This window comes from uncultured Paracoccus sp. (assembly GCF_937873615.1).
GTDB lineage: Bacteria > Pseudomonadota > Alphaproteobacteria > Rhodobacterales > Rhodobacteraceae > Paracoccus.
Genome location: NZ_CALMYP010000014.1, coordinates 1 through 18870, shown reverse-complemented (window position 1 = coordinate 18870; position 18870 = coordinate 1). Strand labels below are relative to the sequence as shown.

Below are 18870 nucleotides of genomic sequence, written 5' to 3'. Positions count from 1 at the left end.
CCGTTCCGGCCACGCCGATTTCAAGGCGATCCTCGTCTATGACGTCAGTCGGTGGAGCAGCGGGTCGTCCAGCGCATGTACGAAATGTTCGTGCGCGAGGGGCGTCCGGAGCGGGAGATCGCGGAGGTTCTGAACGCCGAAGGTCACCGCACCGATCTCGATCGGCCGTGGACCCGGGCGACGGTCCATCAGGTGCTGACCAACGAAAAGTACATCGGAAACAACGTCTTCAACAAGGTGTCCTTCAAGCTGAAGCAGCGTCGGGTGGTAAACCCGCGCGAAATGTGGATCCGGGCCGAGGGCGCCTATCCTGCCATTGTGGACGAGGCGCTGTTCCTGCGCGCCCGGGAGATCGTGGACGCCCGCAGCCGGCATTTCTCGGATGAGGAACTGCTCGACGCCCTGCGCGCCATCCTCAAGCGGCAGGGCATGCTGTCAGGTCTGATCATCGACGAGGAGGATGATCTGCCGTCCTCCAGCGCCTATCGCAGCCGCTTTGGCAGCCTGCTGCGCGCCTACCGGCTGATCGGCTACGAGCCCGACCGGGACTACAGCTACATCGAGGTCAACCGCGCCTTGCGGCAGGCCCATCCGCAGGTCGTGGCCGAGATCATCGCTGGCGTCACCCGGCACGGCGGGTCGGCCGTGCAAGACCCCGACACTGATCTGGTTCGCGTCAACGACGAGTTCACCGTGTCCATCGTGCTGTCCCGATGCAGCGCCACGGCAGCCGGGTCGCTGCGCTGGCGTATCCGTCTCGACACCGGACTGGTGCCCGACATCACCATCGCTGTGCGCATGGACGAGGTTAACGAGGCGCCGCGCGACTACTACTTGCTGCCCAGCATCGACATGACCTTCGGGAAACTGAAATTCGCCGAGCAGAACGGGCTCGCGCTCGATGCGTACCGGTTCGACACGCTCGATTTCTTCTACGCGCTCGCCTCGCGGGCGAGGATCGCGGAGGTGGCGTGATGCCCGACGACTTGGAGCCAATGAGCCAGAAGCAGGTAACCCTGATCCCGACCGACAGGATCCGGGTCCTCAACCCCCGCGTCCGAAATCGGCGCACCTTCGAGGCGATGGTGGAGAACATAGCGCGCATCGGCCTGAAACGCCCGATCACCGTGGCACTGCGCCCCGGGACCGATCCGCAGGAGTACGACCTCGTCTGCGGACAGGGTCGCCTCGAGGCCTTCGTCGAACTGAAGCAGGACAACATCCCGGCCATCGTGATCGAGGCCGACGAGAGCGATTGCCTCGTCATGAGCCTCGTCGAGAACTGTGCGCGGCGCCAGCACAACCCCATCGACCTGATGCGCGAGATCGGCGCACTCCGCCAGCGCGGCTACAACGACCGTCAGATCGGCGAGAAGATCGGCGTGTCCACCGAATATGTGAACATGATCGCGGGGCTGCTGGAGAAAGGCGAGGAGCGCTTGGTCTCGGCCGTGGAAACCGGCGTGCTTCCGCTGAATCTGGCCATCCAGATTTCCAAGACGGACGCCAAGGGCGCGCAGAAGGCACTGATGGACGCCTACACTCAGAACAAGCTGCGAGGTCGGAAGCTGGCGCTCGTGCGCCGCCTGATCCAGCAGCGCGAACTGCGGGGCCCGCAGATCCACAGCAACCAACTCGGACGCAAGCCTCCGAAACGGGCGCTCACGAGCGAGGGCCTTGTGCGGGCGTATCAGCAGGAGGCGACGCGCCAGAAGCTGCTTATCAAAAAGGCCGAGCTCACCCAGAGTCGGCTGATGTTCGTGCGCGAGGCGTTCCGGAAGCTCTGCGCGGACGAGCATTTCATGACCCTGCTCAGGGCCGAGGGGCTCGAGACAATGCCCGCCGACCTTGCGCGGCCCGTGACCGACGGGGCTCCGGCATGAAGCGCGAAGCACGCGACACCCCGAAGAGCGTCACGCTCGGGTTCGAGGACGACTGCGTCACGCTCCCCATCAATGCGATCCTGCCGCTCCGGGCCCTCGGCAAGTCCGCAAAATCCAGCCGGAAGTATCGGCAGATCGTGGCTTCCATCGCCCAGATCGGGATCGTCGAGCCGCCCGTCGTGGTTCGGAACCCTGACGAGTCCGCCACCTGGTTGCTGCTCGACGGCCATCTTCGGATCGAGGCGCTGAAGGACGCAGGCGAACAGGAAGTGGAGTGTCTGGTCTCCACCGACGATGAGGCCTTCACCTACAACCGCCAGGTCAGCCGCCTTGCGCCGATCCAGGAACACAAGATGATCCGAAAGGCGATCGAGCGCGGCGTGCCCGAGGAGAAGATCGCGCTCGCGCTCGATCTCAACATGAGCAGCATCCGGCGCAAGGTGCGCCTGTTGGACGGCATCTGCGAGGAAGCGGTCGGGATCCTGAAAGACAAGCCCGCGACCGGCGCGGTGTTCGACGCGCTGCGCAAGATGAAGACCATGCGCCAGATCGAGGCGGCCGAACTGCTGGTCAACGCGAACAACTATTCCGTCGCCTACGTGAACGCGATCCTCGCGGGAACGCCGCAGGCCCAGCTGGTCGAGTCGTCCAAGCCGAAGAAGGTCAAAGGCATCACGCCGGAGGCGATGGCGCGCATGGAGCAGGAACTCGCCAGGCTGCAGGAGGGGATAGCCTCGATCCAGGACACCTACGGCGAGGACCACCTGCATCTGACCGTGATCAAGGGCTATGTCGGTAAGCTGCTCGGGAACGCGCGGGTCGTGCGCTATCTGGCGCAGAACCATCCCGAGTTCCTCGGCGAGTTCCAGACGATTACCGAAATTACGCCGGCCGAGGCCGCCGACGCCGAGTAGCCGTTCGCGGCGAATGAAGGGGACCCGGACCCGATAAGCGCGGGGACCGCGGGAGACGCCGGACTGTGGGCCGGATCGAGCGCGGCGGTGGGGATGGCGGCGAACCCGCTCGGAGCCCACCAGGCCGGCTCGAGCTTTCGCCGGCCGCGCGGCCGCGCATGTGGCTGCGTTCATCTCGGGGCGTGTCGGAGATCGGGCCACTCCGGCACGCCCGCTTCTTGCCACACATGTGTGGGGTGATCGGCCCGCCTTGCAGCGCGCACGGCTCCGCAACTATCTGACTTGCCTCGCACTTTCTTTCACGCATTCGTTTGGACGCAACCACACCGAGTTGCTCAGATGGAGGAAAACATGAAACGCAACTGCATGACCCAGAAGGAACTCGCCGACCGCTGGACGATCTCGCACCGGACCCTGGAACGGTGGCGGTGGGCGGGAGAAGGCCCCGCGTACATGAAGTTGGGCGGGCGCGTCGTGTACCGCGTCTGCGACATCGAGGCGTTCGAGCAAGAGGTCATTCAATCCACGGCTGAACAGCAGATCACGGCGTCCTGACGCCATCCCCGACCCCTCCGCCGCAAGTCACGCGCGAAAGCTCTGATTTGCGACGCATTTCGATTGCGCCACCTTCCCGGCTCGGCTAGCCTTGGCTCAGGCCCAGTAAATGGGCGCGCATAGTTATCGTGCGCATCGCCCGAGCCGGGAGAGCGTGATGGAGAGCGACAGGTCGGAACTTCGCTGGGGCGTCGAGCAGCGTCTCGAGTTCATAGAGTTCCGCCTGTTCTGGGAGGGACATGTGAACCGCAGCGACCTGATGGACCAGTTCGGGGTTTCGGTGAACCAAGCGTCCACCGATCTGAACCGCTACATCGGCTTCGCGCCGGACAACATGGTCTACGACAAGAGCGCGCGGACCTATGTCCGCGGTCCCGGTTTCAAGCCACAGTTCCTCGAGCCTGACGCAAGCCGCTACCTCGCCCAGCTGCGGTCGGTAGCTGACGGGATCCTAGACCGTGAGGACTCCTGGATCGCCGATCTCCCACCCTATGCTGCCGCGCCGACGCCCGTGCGCGGTGTGAACCCGACGACACTTCGTTCGGTCGTCGGCGCCATCCGCCAGTCCGAAGCGATCGAGGTCAAGTATCAGTCCCTGTCGAGCCCGGAGCCGCGCTGGCGTTGGATCGCTCCGCACGCCATCGGGTTCGATGGGTTCCGCTGGCATACGCGGGCGTTCTGCCTGACCGACGATTGCTTCAAGGACTTCCTACTCTCACGGATCCTCGACATCCGCGGATCACGGGAAAGCGAAACGTCGGCCGACGAAGATCGCGACTGGCATTCCGAGGTCACCCTGGAGGTCGGCCCCCACCCTGACCTCTCGGAGACGCAGGCCAAGGTCATCGCGCTCGACTACGGGATGCGGGGCGGCAAGGCGAAGATCAAGGTGAGGCGCGCGCTCCTCTACTACGCGCTCAGGCGGCTAGGGCTCGACACCGATCCGGCTGCTCGTCGCCCGCAGGAGCAGCAGATCGTGCTTCTTTCGCCACCTGATCTAGCCGGCAACTCAATTCAAAATGTGGGGGGGGAATATTGATGCCCATCGTAACGGTCAGGAGAATACGCGCCATCGCTTCCTCGCAATGCCACCCAGTGATTAAAACTTGCATGCCATCAGCTTGGCAGCTGTCCGAATAGGATTTCGCGATGGATATTAATTCGGCGGCTTCACTTCAGACAGTTTTGAAAGCCAGAGTGCTCGTAGGTTTTCTTGGCGAACGAGCGCAGTTTGGTTGGTGGCCGACGGCGTTTTATGAGTCGTCGGGCCGCCTCTTTCTGAAGCCGATCTTTTCGAGGACACCGCAAGTCGCCCAGTATCACGGGGTCGTGGAGGCTGCCCGTCGCCTCCACGACGAACACCTGAGTGTCGGCACTTACCACCTTTTTCGTCTGCCGGAGGAGATAGAGCAGGATCTCCACATGCTTGTGCAAACTGCGGGCGAAGAATGGTCTCCTGCGGCGCTCTATCGAGATAAACAGACTGCGCTCGCCATGCTCACCGATATGACTGGCCCTGCAATGAAGGGTGGCGTCGGCCCTGTTTCAATCGGAAATGTGAGGGATATTGCCGACCACCTGACAGAGATTGCCTCGGTTTACTGCTCGGCGTTTTCGTCCAACGCCCAATCTTTTCCGTACCTAGTGAGATAAGCGATGGCAAAGGGCGTTCTCTACACGACTCAGTTGCAAGCAGGGTTGGGGCTCGTGAGCGAGACGAAGGCGCTACTGGAATTGTGGTCGCCGGGCATGTCCGTGTCGCAGCTTTGTCAGGTGGCTCTTGATTCCGGCAGATTTCCGAACGTCACCGCTCGGCGTCTTCGCAACATTGTCGTCGAGTGCTTCGCACCTCGCTACCTCGTTTCAAACGGTGCGCCAGCTCAACATTTGAAGCAAATCGTTGGTACCGTTACCGGTTCAGATGTTGCCCAGCTGATGTTGTTATTCACGAGCCGAGCTAATCCGATTTTGAACGATTTTATTGGCAACGTTTATTGGGGCCGATATGCCGGCGGTTACGTTGAGGTTTCCAATGAAGATGCACGGCTCTTCGTCGAGCGCGCGATCGACGATGGAAAGACGGCAAAACGCTGGTCGGAGTCAACGGTCAGACGGGTTTCCGCTTATTTGACCGGATGTTGTGCGGACTATGGTTTGCTTGAGCGCGGATTGCGATCGAGCCGCCGGTTACTACCATTCAGGATATCGTATCCCGCCGCGGCGTATCTTGCTTTTGATCTTCATTTCGCGGGCATCGGAGACAATGCCCTGCTGACCCATCCCGATTGGCAACTCTTTGGGTTGGCTCGCGAGGATGTGTTGGATGAGCTCAAAAAGCTCTCTCTCAAGGGGCATCTCATCATCCAGGCCGCGGGCGACGTCGTTCGGATCAGCTGGAAACAACCGAGCATGGAGGCGCTTTGCGATGCCCTCTCTCAGGGATGACTTTGACGAGTTACGCGAGCGCATCCGACATGGGCGCGAGCTGGGTCATGCCAGCTTCGAACCCATTTACTATCTGATCTTTGCGCCAGAGCAGATCCTGGAGGTGAAGCGCCAGACGCCTGCATGGATGGCAAAGCTTCATCAAGAGGGCTGGGACGTTCACCCGTTTTCGATTGCGGAGAACCTCTGGGACATCCTTCAGAACGATCCGTTTTGGTCCCTCTGTCTTATGGAGGACAAAGCTTCGCCCCAAGACTGGGCACGCACAAATAAGGCCCTGGCCGATATTGTCACGTCGGGAGGCGGTCTGCTTCGGCGCCTCGAGGATGCGCTGAGGCCGCTCGAAGCCAGGCCGAACGCGCTGCTCCTCGTGACGGACCTCGAGGCGCTACATCCGTTCCTGCGCATCGGCGCGATAGAGAGCCAGCTGCAAGGGCAATTCCATGTACCAACCGTTTTCCTCTATCCCGGCGTTCGAACCGGAAAAACCCGTCTGAAGTTTCTGGGCTTTTACCCGGAAGATGGGAACTACCGGTCCGTCCATGTTGGCGGTTAGAGAGCTAAGAAAAGGCTGGGGGACTACGCCGTGAACATTCGCAAATTATTCGATCCGTCAAAGGATATTTATAGGACGATCGAGAAGGTCATCACTTATGGCGCCGCGCAGGAAGGGCGCCTGAAGGCTGAGATCTCCGAATATGTCGTGACCGAGAGCATCGAGGAGCAGTTCCGAAAACTCCTTGATCGCATGCAGCTGGCCATGGAGGCGGGTGGAGAAAACGAGGTCGGGGTTTGGGTTTCGGGCTTCTATGGCTCGGGCAAAAGCTCTTTCACCAAGTATCTCGGCCTTGCCTTCGATAATCAGCACACGATCGACGGGACCCCGTTCATCAAACACTTGCAGGATCGCCTGCACAAGCCGCAGACCAAGGCGTTGCTCAGCGCGGTCGTGCAACGTTTCCCGGCTGCCGTAGTCCTGCTCGATCTGGCCAGCGAGATGCTGGCTGGCGCGACCATGGAAGAGGTTTCCACGGTCCTCTACTTCAAGGTCCTCCAGTGGGCCGGCTATTCGCGGAATCTGAAAGTAGCCGCTTTCGAGCGAATGATCGAAAAGGACAATCGCACGGAGGAACTGCATCGCCGCGTTGCAGAGGCCTTGCCTGGAGCGACCTGGGACCGCGTTCAGAACAATCCGCTCGCGATCGACGGGCTTATCCCGAAGATCGCCCATGAGATGTATCCGGGATTGTTCCCCGAGGCGAAGTCGTTCTCTTCAAGCACCGAGGGCTTCTTCCAGTTTGAGGATCAACGTGTCCAGGAGATGATCGACATTGTCCGCGAGAAGAGCGGCAAGGAAAACATCATCTTCATCATCGATGAAGTCGGTCAGTATGTAGCGTCACGCGACAACCTGATCCTCAACCTCGATGGCTTGGCCAAGAACCTTAAGCGTCTTGGCGACGGCAAGGTCTGGATCATTTCCACGGCGCAGCAAACCTTGACCGAGGACGATCCGCGTGCGGCCTTGAATTCGGATAAGCTCTACAAGCTCAAGGATCGCTTTCCGATCCAGATCGACCTCGAATCCAGTGACATCAAGGAGATCTGCTATCGCCGATTGCTTGGGAAGTCCCCGGCGGGCGAGAAGCAACTTGGAGAGTTGTTCGATGCCCACGGTCAGGCACTTCGGCACAAAACGAAGCTGCAGGACGCCAAATATTACGAGGCGGACTTCAGCCGTGAGACGTTCATAAACCTCTATCCGTTCCTGCCCGCTCATTTTGACATCCTGCTGCACCTTCTGGGCGCCTTGGCGAAGTCCACCGGCGGCATTGGTCTACGGTCCGCGATCAAGGTGGTGCAGGACGTGCTCAAGGGAGAGGGCGGGACGATGGCGATGGCCGATCAGCCGGTCGGCTGGCTCGCAACGACCGTCACGCTCTACGACGAACTCGAGAAGGACGTTCGGCGCGCATTCCCGTCGATCCATCAGGCGGTCGGGAAGGCTATCATTCGGTTTCCGGACTCGCAACGGCATCAGGACATCGCAAAGTCAGTCGCTGTCTTGCAGATCCTCGGCAACCTGCCGGTGACGGTGCAAAACGTCGCCAGCCTGATGCAGCCATCGATTACCGACCCGTCGCAGCTCGAGGCGGTGCAAAAGGCGGTCGAGGAGATGCTCGGCGACGTTCACGTTCCGCTCGGCGAGAAAGACGGCAGCCTCGTTTTCCTGAGTGAGAAGCTTCGGGACATCGAGCAAGAGCGTGGTGCACTGGCGCTGCGTTCGGTGGACGTCAGGCGCGTCTTCAACGACGCCTTGCGCGAGGTGTTCGATCCGCTGCCGCGGGTCAATCTTCATGGAACCTTGGCCGTTGCATCGGGCCTCAAGGTGCAGACGGGTAGTGCAGTGACCAGCCTTGCCGGCGATCAGAATGCTATCCAGACAATCGTCGAGTTTATCCCGGCGGCAGACTATGACGCGGGGCGCACCCGCATGCTCGACGACTCGCGCAGTCGTACCGGCAGGAACGTCATTGCCCTTTTGGCGCGGACGAATCCCGAACTCGATGACCTTGCCAACGAGATTTACCGCAGCCAGCGCATCGCCGAGCTGCATCGCAACGAACCCGACCAGGAGGTCCGCGACTATTGCGCGGGGCAACTCGATCGGGCGGCCAAGCTTGCCGTTCAATTGCAGAGCAAGATCAAGCAAACCCTGCAGGGCGGATCGTTCGTTTTCCGAGGCCAGGCCACGGCGGTTTCAGCACTCAACGTGGACCTGCTGGAGGCTGCAAAGAAACTCCTCGCCGATGTCGCCGAGCAGGTGTTCGACCGATATGCCGAGGCGCCGGTCCGCGTGGCCACGGATACTGCTGAGAAATTCCTGAAGGTTGCCAACCCTTCGGCGATCAGCAGTAGCCTGGATCCGCTCGGCTTGGTGCAGACGGTCGCCGGACGTCCGACGTTCCGCTCCGACCACAAGTCGATGATCAGCATTCGCGACTACGTCGACAGGCGGGGCACCGTCGATGGAAAGCGGTTGCTCGATGACTTCAGTAGCGATCCCTTCGGATGGTCGCCCGACACCACGCGCTACATCCTAGCCGCCATGCTGATGGCGGGGGAGATCAAGCTCAAGGTTTCTGGTCGAGAAGTCACCGCAGCGGGCCAACAGGCGATAGACGCGCTCAAGACCAACAACTCATTCAAACCGATCGGCGTGGCGCTGCGGGACGAGCGCCCGTCGAACGAGACGCTGGCGCGGGCCGCCGAGCGGTTGACGGATTTGGTCGGCGACACGGTCATTCCCCTTGAGCAGGAAATCAGCAAGGCGACCGTCAAGCATTTCCCGCGGTTTCAATACGACTACGGCTCGCTGGCGGAGAAGCTGAGCGGTCTCGGCCTTGCTGGGAGCGATCGCGTCCAGGCGATGAATCAAGAATTGGCCGACGTGCTCTTTACCGACGCTTCAGACGCCCCGCAGCGCCTGGGCGCGGAGACTTCGGCCCTATACGACAACCTGAAGTGGGCGCTCGAGGTAAAGCGTTCGCTGGACAATGGCCTTGATGGGACCTTGCGGGAGTTGCAGTCGCACCGTTTGGACGTCGAAGCGCTTCCCGATACGGGCATCCCCGGCGAATTGCGCAACGAGCTTCGGGAAGACCTCTCGACGCTGTCCGATCGCTTGAAGACGGACGACTTCTATAATCATGTCGCGGATTTCAACTCTCTGCTCACCCACGTCAAAGGGCGTGTCCGCGAGTCCGTGATCGCGCTGGGTGATCAGCAGAAGCTTCGGATCAAAGAGGGTGTCGAGGACCTCCAGCGTCTGCCTGAGTGGCCGGAGCTTACCCAGGAAGAACGCGGGAATGCCGTAGATCGACTTGAGGCACTCGCTCTCGCCGTTCCGCATGACATGGCCGGCCTGAAAAAGCTGCTGGCCCGCGACTACGATATCAGCAGCACTCTCGAGGACATCAAGCGGTCGATCAACCGGCAGCGGCAAGAACGCATCCGCCAGCAGCTCGACGAGGAGGCTGCAAAGTACAAGGCGCAAGGCGGCGGCAAGCTCGCACGGTCGATCGCGGTGCCGTCAAAACTTTCGTCCGCCAGCGATCTCGACGCGCTGATCCTTAAGCTCAACGACCTCAAAACCCAGCTCGCGCTTTTTGACGAGATTGAGGTTTCCTTCGTCGTCGAAGGAGACCAGTGACGATGGCCTTCGATCAGCCGACCCGAAACCGCCTTCAACGCTTCGTCACTGAGGCCCGAGCCACGCTGGAAGAAGAATTCACGCGTCAGCTGCAGAATGACTACGGAATGGATCCGGCCTCAGGCACGGTCGCCCCGCTGGCGAGCCTTCGCCACATCGACGATCAGCAGCGCGAGACGGCACGGATTCTGCGCGATACGCTGGCTCACTATTGTGCCGGCGCGGACACCGACACGAAGGCGGGTCTCGACCGCATCGTGCGCGAACAGGCCTTCACCGTCCTCAACCGCCTAGCGGCGCTGCGCATGGCCGAGGCGCGTGGACTGCTGATCGAGTCCGTCGGCAATGGCTACCAGGCCAAGGGGTTTCAGCTCTACGCCCGTCTGGCAGGCACCGGCCTGGGTGAAACTGGTGACGCCTACCGCGTCTATCTGCAGAGTGTCTTCGACGAGCTCTCGCAGGATCTGCCCGGCCTCTTTGACCGCTTCTCGCCCCAGGGCCGCCTATTTCCTCGTGAGGCCGCGCTGATCCAGGTCCTCACCCTCATCAACCACGGCGAGATCGAACCGCTCTGGGCCGAAGATGAGACGATCGGCTGGATCTACCAGTACTTCAACTCGAAGGAAGAGCGCAAAGCGATGCGCGATGCGTCCCAGGCGCCGCGCAACAGCCGCGAGCTGGCGGTGCGCAACCAGTTCTTCACCCCGCGCTATGTGGTGGAGTTCCTGGTCGACAACACGCTTGGACGGCTCTGGTTCAACTGGACGGGCGGGCAGACCGGCCTGCGCGACCGCTGCCAATACCTGCTGGTGAAACCGGATGAACAGCCCGACCCCGCCAAACGCCTGCGCGACCCGCGCACGATCAAGCTGCTCGATCCGGCGTGTGGATCCATGCACTTCGGGCTCTACGCCTTTGATCTGTTCCTGGAGATCTATCGCGAGGCCTGGGATTGGGAGCAGACCCATGGCCCCGGCTGCCTGGATACTGAGACTGGCGGCAGCGCTGATCTGAAACCACTCAGCCAAACCTATGCTGACCAGGACGCGTTCTTGCACGACGTGCCGCGGCTGATCATCGAACACAACATATATGGCGTCGATATCGACCCGCGTGCGGCACAGATCGCGTCGCTGGCGCTGTGGTTGCGGGCGCAGCGGGCCTGGCACGACGTGGGCGTAAAGGCCAAGGACCGGCCCCAGGTGGGGCGTGGGCATGTGGTGGCGGCCGTCGCACCCCCAGCCGAGGTGGACCTGCGCAAGCGATTCATGGAAGAGCTCGATCCCCTGGATGCAGAGCTGTTCGAGAAGACTCTTTTTCTGCTCAAGGACCTGCCAGAACTTGGGGTGTTGCTGAAGGTGGAGAAAGATCTTCCCACCCTCATGCGCAAGGTATTTGGCACTATCGGAGACTTGCTTAACACAAGGAGCCGCGGAACCACGTGGCAGCAGATTGAAATAAGGCTCAGAGAGGCACTTTCCGAATTTGGCCGCGCTGCAAGAGCCACTTATCAAGGCCGCCTTTTTGCAGAGGACGCATTGCAGAGTTTGCGGATGATCGATCTTTCCCGCGAGCAGTTCGATGCGATCGTGATGAACCCGCCGTTCGGAGCGCTCAGCGCAGGCAGTAAAGAACCTCTCGTCCGCTCATACAAAAATAGTAAGGGAGACCTCCTCGCAATTTTTGTCGAGAGATCCCTTGAGCTTCTTCGCAATCAGGGAAAGTTAGGCGCCATCACGTCTCGGGCCCCGTTCTTTTTGTCCAGCATGGAGAACTGGAGAACTGAAGTAGTCTTCAAGCAGGGTCTTCCGGAAATTTTTGCCGACCTAGGCATGGGCGTAATGGACGACGCAATGGTTGAAGCCGCATCGTATGTCATTGAGAAAAATACCAATAAAGACAGCGGTAAACTAAAATGTTTGAGGGCGTTAACCGCGCAGGATAAAGGACCAGCATTGCTCGACATCGCTCGGAGCAAAGAAAGTGACGCGTATTTTGAAATTGCGATCTCAGCTCTCAGAATGTCTCCAAGCAGTTCTTTTGCGTATTGGATTAAAGAAAAGACCCTCGCTCATCTGTCCAAATTACCGAGCGTTGATCCTGAGATCGTCTCGATCCGTGTTGGAATGCAAACCGGAAACGACTGGCGCTTCCTCCGCCAGTGGTGGGAAGTTCAACCTTCCAATTTGATAGGCGTCGATGACTCAGGAAATCCCCAGAAGGAGTACGAGGCTAAGGGCGAAAAATGGATAACGTACACAAAAACTGATAAGGCTTCTCCGTGGTTTTCTCCATTGCTTCAAGTAGCAAAGTGGGAGTCGTCAGGTCAGGAATATGACTATTTTTTGGGGCCAAATGGAAAGTCCCGAGCGCGACTGCAGAACCGAGAAGTATACTTTCAACCAGGTTTTAGCTACATGCTTCGCTCCGCACGAATTGTGCCGTACATAGTGCCCACGGGTGCAATCCCAACCGCTGGTCGAGCACAAGGTTTCGGCGAAGGGAACAATCTATTATCGGGACTTGCAATTGCCGCATCAAATATTGGAAGCTCTTGGGCGCGGCTAACTGGCGAGAAATTTGAATGGCCAAAATTCCAAGCAGGAATGGTGCAATCAATTCCAGCAGCAAAACTATCAAAAAGTTTCCTCGAGCGGTTCGAGAAGCGGATCAGTGAAATTTACGCTGAACGCCGCTCCTACTTTGAGCGGCGTGAGCCCTATAGAGAATTCATAGCGCCAGAGTTCTTTTTTGATAATCCGGTTGCTCATGAATGGTCACGCAACAGCCTCATCGGAAATGATCTCGACGAGGCGCTAGCAGATGAATATGGCTTAGAAAGGAGCGAATTTATGCAGCTCCAGAAAGACCTTCAGGAAGCTATATCCTTTCAAGAATCTGGCGACACCGATGCGGCCAACGATGAACACGTTGACGAAGTCTCCGAGACTTTTTCTGAACCAACTGTCAGCGAAAAGGAGCGTTTTGAGGGCTTGGTATCTTACGCTATTGGCGCCTGTTTTGGACGGTGGGACGTAAGAAATGTCCTGGATGGCAAGAATTTTGAAGGTGACCACGATCCCTTCAAACCACTTCCCAAAAGCCCGCCCGGGGCTCTCAGTTCGACCAATGCTGCCGATTTAAACCAACAAGGTTACCCTCTTCGAATTCAAGAGGCGGGCATAATGGATTCCGCAGCGACAGGACCTTCGCAGCTACCTTCCAAAATTCGGGAGTGCTTTGACCTACTGTCAGAAGCGCGCCCGATAGACGAAGAAGAAATATGTGAGTGCCTTGGCGTTTCCGATATCAACATCTATCTAAATCGACCGTCCGGTTTCTTCGCGACGCATCTTGATATGTACACGGCGGGTGGCCGCAAGGCCCCGATCTACTGGCCGCTCTCGACCAGCTCGGGCAGCTACACGCTGTGGCTCTACTACCCCAGCCTGACCAGCCAGACGCTCTACACCGCGGTCAACGACTTCGTGGAGCCGAAGCTGAAGCAGGTTGGTCGCGACGCCGCCACGCTGCGCGACAAGGGCGCTGCCCGGTCGCGCGATGACGAGAAAGCCTACGAGGCGCTCCAAGCCTTTGAGCTGGAGCTGATCGAGCTGCGCGACACCCTGCTGCTGATCGCCCCGACCTATCGCCCGAACCATGACGACGGCGTCCAGATTACCGCCGCGCCCCTATGGCAGCTGTTCCGCCACAAGCCCTGGCAAAAGATCCTGAAGGACACCTGGGCCAAGCTGGAGAAGGGCGACTACGACTGGGCCCACCTGGCCATGGCCTACTGGCCGGACCGCGTGCGGGAGAAGTGCAAAGCCGACAAGTCACTGGCCATCGCGCACGACCTGGAGAACCTCTACGTCGAGCCGGAGGCCCAGCCGAAGAAGGCCCGTAAAATGCGGGGTGACGCATGAGCATCGCTGCCTTCATCCGCGACACGATCCTACGCCCCCGCTTGCTCGAGGCAGGCTGCATGGTCGTGTATGATCCAGACCGGCGCTATCAGGCAATTTGCGCCAGCCTTGAGGACGAGCGGGTCCGGGTGGTCGACGCATCGGAGAGTAGCATCGAAAGCCGACTGGCGGCGATCGAAGCGCTGCGCGAGGTCGGCCGACCTAAGAGCGACCTGGATGCGGTTCTGATCTACGTGCCCAAGCGGCGGTCGGAGACGGAGGAGGAACAGCAGGTCGATCCATTCTCGATCTATGCCGCCAGCGGAGCCAGGTTTCCGCGGGACGACGGCGACGACTATCTGAGCCTCTGCCTGCGCGCGAAGCCCGATCATTCGACCGAGGTTCGCCGTGTTTTCGCGGGTTCGCCCTCGGGCCCGGCCTTTTCGGTCATCGATGCGATTGGCGGCGGCGCCAGCTGGCCGCAGTTGCGCGCCGCCTTGAAGGTCGAGTCCGGACGGGAGATCCTCGTCGCTCTGCTCGCGCCCAGTGTGGCGCAGGTCGACGCGCTTAAGGCTCAGGAGGGATGGGGCGACGAAGCCCGTGAGTTTCTGAGGGCGACCCTGGACATGAGCGTCAAGACTAGGGGCAAGACGTGGAATGCCCTCGCCGACGAACTTTGGCGCTATGTGCTTTTCAGCGAATTCGTGTTCGACCTGCCGGTCGTGCTGCCGGCGTCGCTGAAAGACGTGCCACATGCGCCGACCCAGGCAAAACCGATCGTCGAGGATGTCTGCGATCGGCTGCGCAACAACCCAAATACACGCAACACCTACATAGAACGAGCCGAGGCGATTGAAGCCGAATTGGATCTGCCTGATCGGTGCAGTTCGATTGAAGACCTGGGTGAGCGGGACACGTTCCCGTTCGAGGAGCGAACCTTTCTTAAGGCTGCGATCAAGGGAATCGCGGCCAACGACATGGATGCCGCCCGTGGCGTGTTGGCCCGCCACAAGAACTCCGTGTGGCTTGGAAAGGGCGAAAGCCAGGCCCAATGGGAGCTGGTTCGCGCCGGTCTCAGCCTCATCGAGGCCTGCGACGATTATGAGCGGCAACTGCCAGAAAATGCGCGTTCTCAGGCCGATCTGCTGGAATTCTATCTGGGGAGCCTCCGGGAAGCCGATCGCCTTCAGCGCGAATTCGAGCAGGCGGTCGGAGACTTCTTGGATCCGCATGGCCTGATGCAAGAGGTGATCGATGAGGCGCGAGCCCGTTATCGTCGTCTCGCCGAGCGAGTCCAAGCCGTTTTCGTCAGACACCTCGAGACAACCGGCTGGACGCCGCCAGGACGGCTCGCCAATGCCGACGTCTTCGATCGCTTGGTAGCGGATCGCCTGAAGGAGAGCGGACGACGGATCGCCTACCTGATGATTGATGCGCTTCGCTACGAACTCGGCGTGGCGTTGGAAAAGATGCTGTCCGAAGACGGACCGGTTGAACTGCAGGCGGCCTACGCCCAGCTTCCGACGATCACGCCGGTAGGAATGGCCAGTCTGCTGCCCGGCGCCCGGACGGAACTGACGCTCAGCCTGGAGGGGGACTCGCTGGTCCCAAAACTGGGCGGAGCGCGTGTGGCCAACGTCAGCCAACGCATGGACGTTCTGAGGAAACGGTTGGGCGATCGGTTCCAGGAGATGCCGCTCAACGATTTCGTTCGAGGCAAGCCGAAAATCTCCGAGACGGTCGACCTTCTCGTTCTGAGGTCCACCGAGATCGACAGCCAGCTGGAGAACAACCCCGAGACTACCCTCGGCCTGATCCCAGGGACGCTGAAGCTCATCCGCGTGGCGCTGCATAAGCTTCGCGGAATGGGCTTCAGGGACGCGGTCATCGCGACTGACCACGGCTTCTTCCTGAATGCCCAGGCGGAAGCAGGTGACGTGTGCATCAAACCCCAGGGCAATTGGCCAATCACCGCACATGATCGGATGATGTTGGGTGATGGCAATGCCGACACGCACAGCACTGTCATCGGAGCGGAGAAGCTAGGCGTTCGAGGTGATTTCGCGCAGGTCGCCCTGCCTCGGAGCATGGCGCCCTATCGGGCGGGACACCTCTATTTCCACGGCGGCGCGTCTCTCGCCGAATCGGTTGTACCGGTGCTGGTGGCACGGCTGGACACCAATGAGCCTGCGGCGGTCGGTAGGGTGACGGTCATGCTTTCCTACAAGAACGGCGCCAAGCGCATCACGACGCGCGTGCCCGTGATCGATATCCGGGCGCAGTCCGACGACATGTTCTCGCAGGATGTAAGCGTCGAGGTGCTGATCGAGGCCCAAGACGCCAAAGGCAATGTCGTGGGCGAGCCTCGCCCGGGCGGCGACGTGAATCCCGCCACGCGCACGCTCACACTCATGCCCGGTCAAAGCAAGCAGATCGCCTTGCGCATGGATCCGGACTTCGAAGGAAAGTTCACGGTCAAAGCGCTCAATCCAACGACACTAGCGAGCTTCAGCGCCCTCGCTCTCGAAACGGATTACACAGTATGAGCGAATTGGATGCACTCGATCGGCAGCTGACGTCGGCGTTCGACGGCAAGGTCGTCCGCAAGGATCTGCTGCATCGGATCAAGAAGGGCACGAACGTACCGACATTCGTGCTGGAGTTCCTCCTCGCGCGCTTTTGCGCCAGCGACGATCCGGCCGAGATCGACGCGGGGATGGAGGCCGTTCTCGCGACGCTACAGGACAATTATGTCCGCCCCGACGAGGCCAATGCAGCCCAATCGAAGGTCGCGACCAAAGGAAAGCACCGATTCATCGACAAGGTGCATGTCCGATTTGTCGAGAAGGAGAAGCGCCACTGGGCGTCGCTGGAGAACTTCAACTCGCAGCGTATCGCCGTCGGTGAGAAATTCTACCGCGACAACGATCGCCTGCTCGAGGGGGGGATATGGGCGGAGGTGACGCTGGCGCACAACGCGATCGAAGAAGACGACTACGCCTTCTACATCGAGGATTTGCGCGCAATTCAACTCTCGCGCTTTGATTTTGAGCAGTACGCGGAAGGCCGAAAGGCGTTTTCGCGGGACGAGTGGCTCGACGCGATTATGCGGTCGGTGGGCCTGGAGCCGGCCAAGCTCTCCAAGCGGGTGAAACTACATTTCATCGCGCGACTGGCGCCTCTGGTTGAGCCGAATTACAACTACATCGAGCTCGGCCCGCGCGGCACAGGTAAGTCCTATTTCTTCAGCGAATTTTCGCCTTACGCCACTCTAATCTCGGGCGGTCAGGCGACCAAGGCGACACTCTTCTATAACAACGCCCGGCGAAAGGTCGGCCTCGTAGGCTATTGGGACACCGTGGCCTTCGACGAGGTGGGAGGGATCAAAGTGCGCGATCCCGACACTATCCAGATCATGAAAGATTTCATGGCCAATGGCCGCTTCTCGCGCGGCGCGGAGGTGATCGCCGACGCGAGCTTGAGCTTCGTCGGAAATATCGATCTTTCGGTCGAACAAGTCGTCAACTCGACCGAGTACGACCTTTTCCAGCCGCTACCGCCCGAGTTGGACTTGGCGGTGATGGACCGGTTCGCCGCGTATATCCCAGGCTGGGAGATGCCCAAGAACAGCAGCGAGTTTCTGACGAACCGGTATGGTTTTATTACCGACTATCTAGCCGAGGCTTTCCATTACCAGTTTAAGCACACGAACCGGTATGAAGAGGTCAGTCGCCGCATCCGACTTGGTAAGGCCATTGAAGGGCGGGACGAGAAGGGCATCAAGAAGACGGTCGCTGCCTTCTTGAAGATCCTACACCCGGACAGCGGCGCCACCGACGAGGAGTTTGAGGAGTACGTCGCATATGCGACCGAATGCCGGCGTCGGGTGAAGGAGCAAATGAACAAGCGTAAACCCGATGACGAGTTTGCGCGCATCAACCTGTCGTACTTCGGGGCGAGTGGAGAAGAAATCGTCGTCTTTTGCCCTGAGTCCAAAGACGCGCTCGCCACACAGCAGCCAGAGCGCCGGCGTCTCAACGAGGATGAGACGGAAGATACGACCAAGCCACGTGCGGCGCGGCCCGATCCGGCTAAATCCGAGCCATCCGCCGCGCCTGTCCAGCCGTCCGTCGATGAAGCTCGGGTTGAGGCCGCTGCCGCAGAGCCGCAGGAGCAGCATTTCACAATTCTGTATGGCGACACCGGGCACAGCTACGAGTCGATCATGGGACCGTATATCCGCGGAGCCAAGGCGGTCACGATTGAGGACCCTTATATTCGCCTGCCTCATCAGATTCAGAATTTTGTCCGCTTCTGCGAGACCTGCGTCAAATCGGGGACGGTCAAGTCGATCAACCTGATCACTGGCTACGACGACAAAACTCAACTCGCAGACATCTCTGAGAAGATTGAGGACCTGAAGCAAAGCCTCCTAGAAATGGACGTCGTGCTTTGTGTGAAGCTGAACCCAAATATGCACGACCGGGAAATTCGACTGGACAATGGCTGGGTCATAAAGATCGGGAGGGGACTCGACTTCTATCAACGACCTGGGAGCTGGTTCGAAGTTGGTGCGAACGATCTCAGCCTCAGGAAGTGCCTCGAGACGAAGGTCGATATCTTTAGAACCGTTAAGCTGGAATAGGGTCAGACGAAGGTTCAAGACACGCCCGCGCCTGTTCTCGCATCATCGCGTAGTCGCTCAACATCTGAGCGATTGCCGAACCATCCGGCAGAGGTCCAATTTCGTCAGCCGCACGCGCTTGGAAATCGCGGCTGTACTCGACCACAGGCGGGCATGTCGCCAGCCTCCCGTTCTCAGAACCGTCCGTCGCGCAGCCGCTCAGCAAGCTCGTTACGATCGCGAGGACGGCGAGCCGCCGCTTCCAGCATCTGGCGTTGCGTGCGCTGCTTCTCGTAGACATGGGCGATCTCGCTCGCCGGGACCGGGCGGC

At 59.9% G+C, this 18870-nt stretch carries 11 protein-coding genes and 1 pseudogene; all 12 read left to right on the top strand.

What is annotated here, in order from left to right; translation table 11 throughout:
- Positions 1 to 54: 54 nt before the first annotated feature.
- Positions 55 to 975: pseudogene (locus Q0330_RS03495) on the top strand (recombinase family protein); the annotation flags it as partial.
- Positions 975 to 1883, top strand: coding sequence for a plasmid partitioning protein RepB C-terminal domain-containing protein (locus Q0330_RS03490; RefSeq protein ID WP_299474523.1), 909 nt, complete (start codon positions 975 to 977; stop codon positions 1881 to 1883). The pseudogene Q0330_RS03495 and the gene Q0330_RS03490, both read left to right, overlap by 1 nt.
- Positions 1880 to 2797, top strand: a complete 918-nt coding sequence (locus Q0330_RS03485) for a plasmid partitioning protein RepB C-terminal domain-containing protein (protein WP_299474520.1) — start codon at positions 1880 to 1882, stop codon at positions 2795 to 2797. The genes Q0330_RS03490 and Q0330_RS03485 overlap by 4 nt, the downstream gene beginning before the upstream one ends.
- 351 nt (positions 2798 to 3148) lie before the next feature.
- Positions 3149 to 3352, top strand: coding sequence for a helix-turn-helix domain-containing protein (locus tag Q0330_RS03480; RefSeq protein WP_299474517.1), 204 nt, complete (start codon positions 3149 to 3151; stop codon positions 3350 to 3352).
- A gap of 157 nt (positions 3353 to 3509) precedes the next feature.
- Positions 3510 to 4391 carry a WYL domain-containing protein gene (locus Q0330_RS03475; RefSeq protein WP_299474514.1) on the top strand — a complete coding sequence of 294 codons (882 nt, stop codon included), beginning with the start codon at positions 3510 to 3512 and terminating at the stop codon, positions 4389 to 4391.
- A 110-nt stretch (positions 4392 to 4501) separates the two neighbouring features.
- On the top strand, positions 4502 to 5005 hold the full coding sequence (locus Q0330_RS03470; RefSeq protein WP_299474511.1) for a BrxE family protein: 504 nt from the start codon (positions 4502 to 4504) through the stop codon (positions 5003 to 5005).
- A 3-nt stretch (positions 5006 to 5008) separates the two neighbouring features.
- Positions 5009 to 5797, top strand: a complete 789-nt coding sequence (locus Q0330_RS03465; protein ID WP_299474508.1) for a BrxA family protein — start codon at positions 5009 to 5011, stop codon at positions 5795 to 5797.
- Entirely contained in the window at positions 5778 to 6353 is a 576-nt protein-coding gene (locus Q0330_RS03460; protein WP_299474505.1) for a BREX protein BrxB domain-containing protein, read from the top strand. Before Q0330_RS03465 ends, Q0330_RS03460 begins: the two co-directional genes overlap by 20 nt.
- 30 nt (positions 6354 to 6383) lie before the next feature.
- The gene (gene brxC, locus Q0330_RS03455; protein ID WP_299474502.1) at positions 6384 to 10010 is read left to right on the top strand and encodes a BREX system P-loop protein BrxC; all 3627 of its coding nucleotides are present in this window, start codon (positions 6384 to 6386) and stop codon (positions 10008 to 10010) included.
- Between the two features lie 2 nt (positions 10011 to 10012).
- Positions 10013 to 13936: a BREX-1 system adenine-specific DNA-methyltransferase PglX gene (pglX, locus tag Q0330_RS03450; protein ID WP_299474499.1), complete on the top strand. Its 3924-nt coding sequence runs from the start codon at positions 10013 to 10015 to the stop codon at positions 13934 to 13936.
- Positions 13933 to 16461, top strand: a complete 2529-nt coding sequence (locus tag Q0330_RS03445; protein ID WP_299474496.1) for a PglZ domain-containing protein — start codon at positions 13933 to 13935, stop codon at positions 16459 to 16461. Before pglX ends, Q0330_RS03445 begins: the two co-directional genes overlap by 4 nt.
- The gene (gene brxL, locus Q0330_RS03440) at positions 16458 to 18560 is read left to right on the top strand and encodes a BREX system Lon protease-like protein BrxL (protein WP_299474493.1); all 2103 of its coding nucleotides are present in this window, start codon (positions 16458 to 16460) and stop codon (positions 18558 to 18560) included. Before Q0330_RS03445 ends, brxL begins: the two co-directional genes overlap by 4 nt.
- Positions 18561 to 18870: the final 310 nt, after the last annotated feature.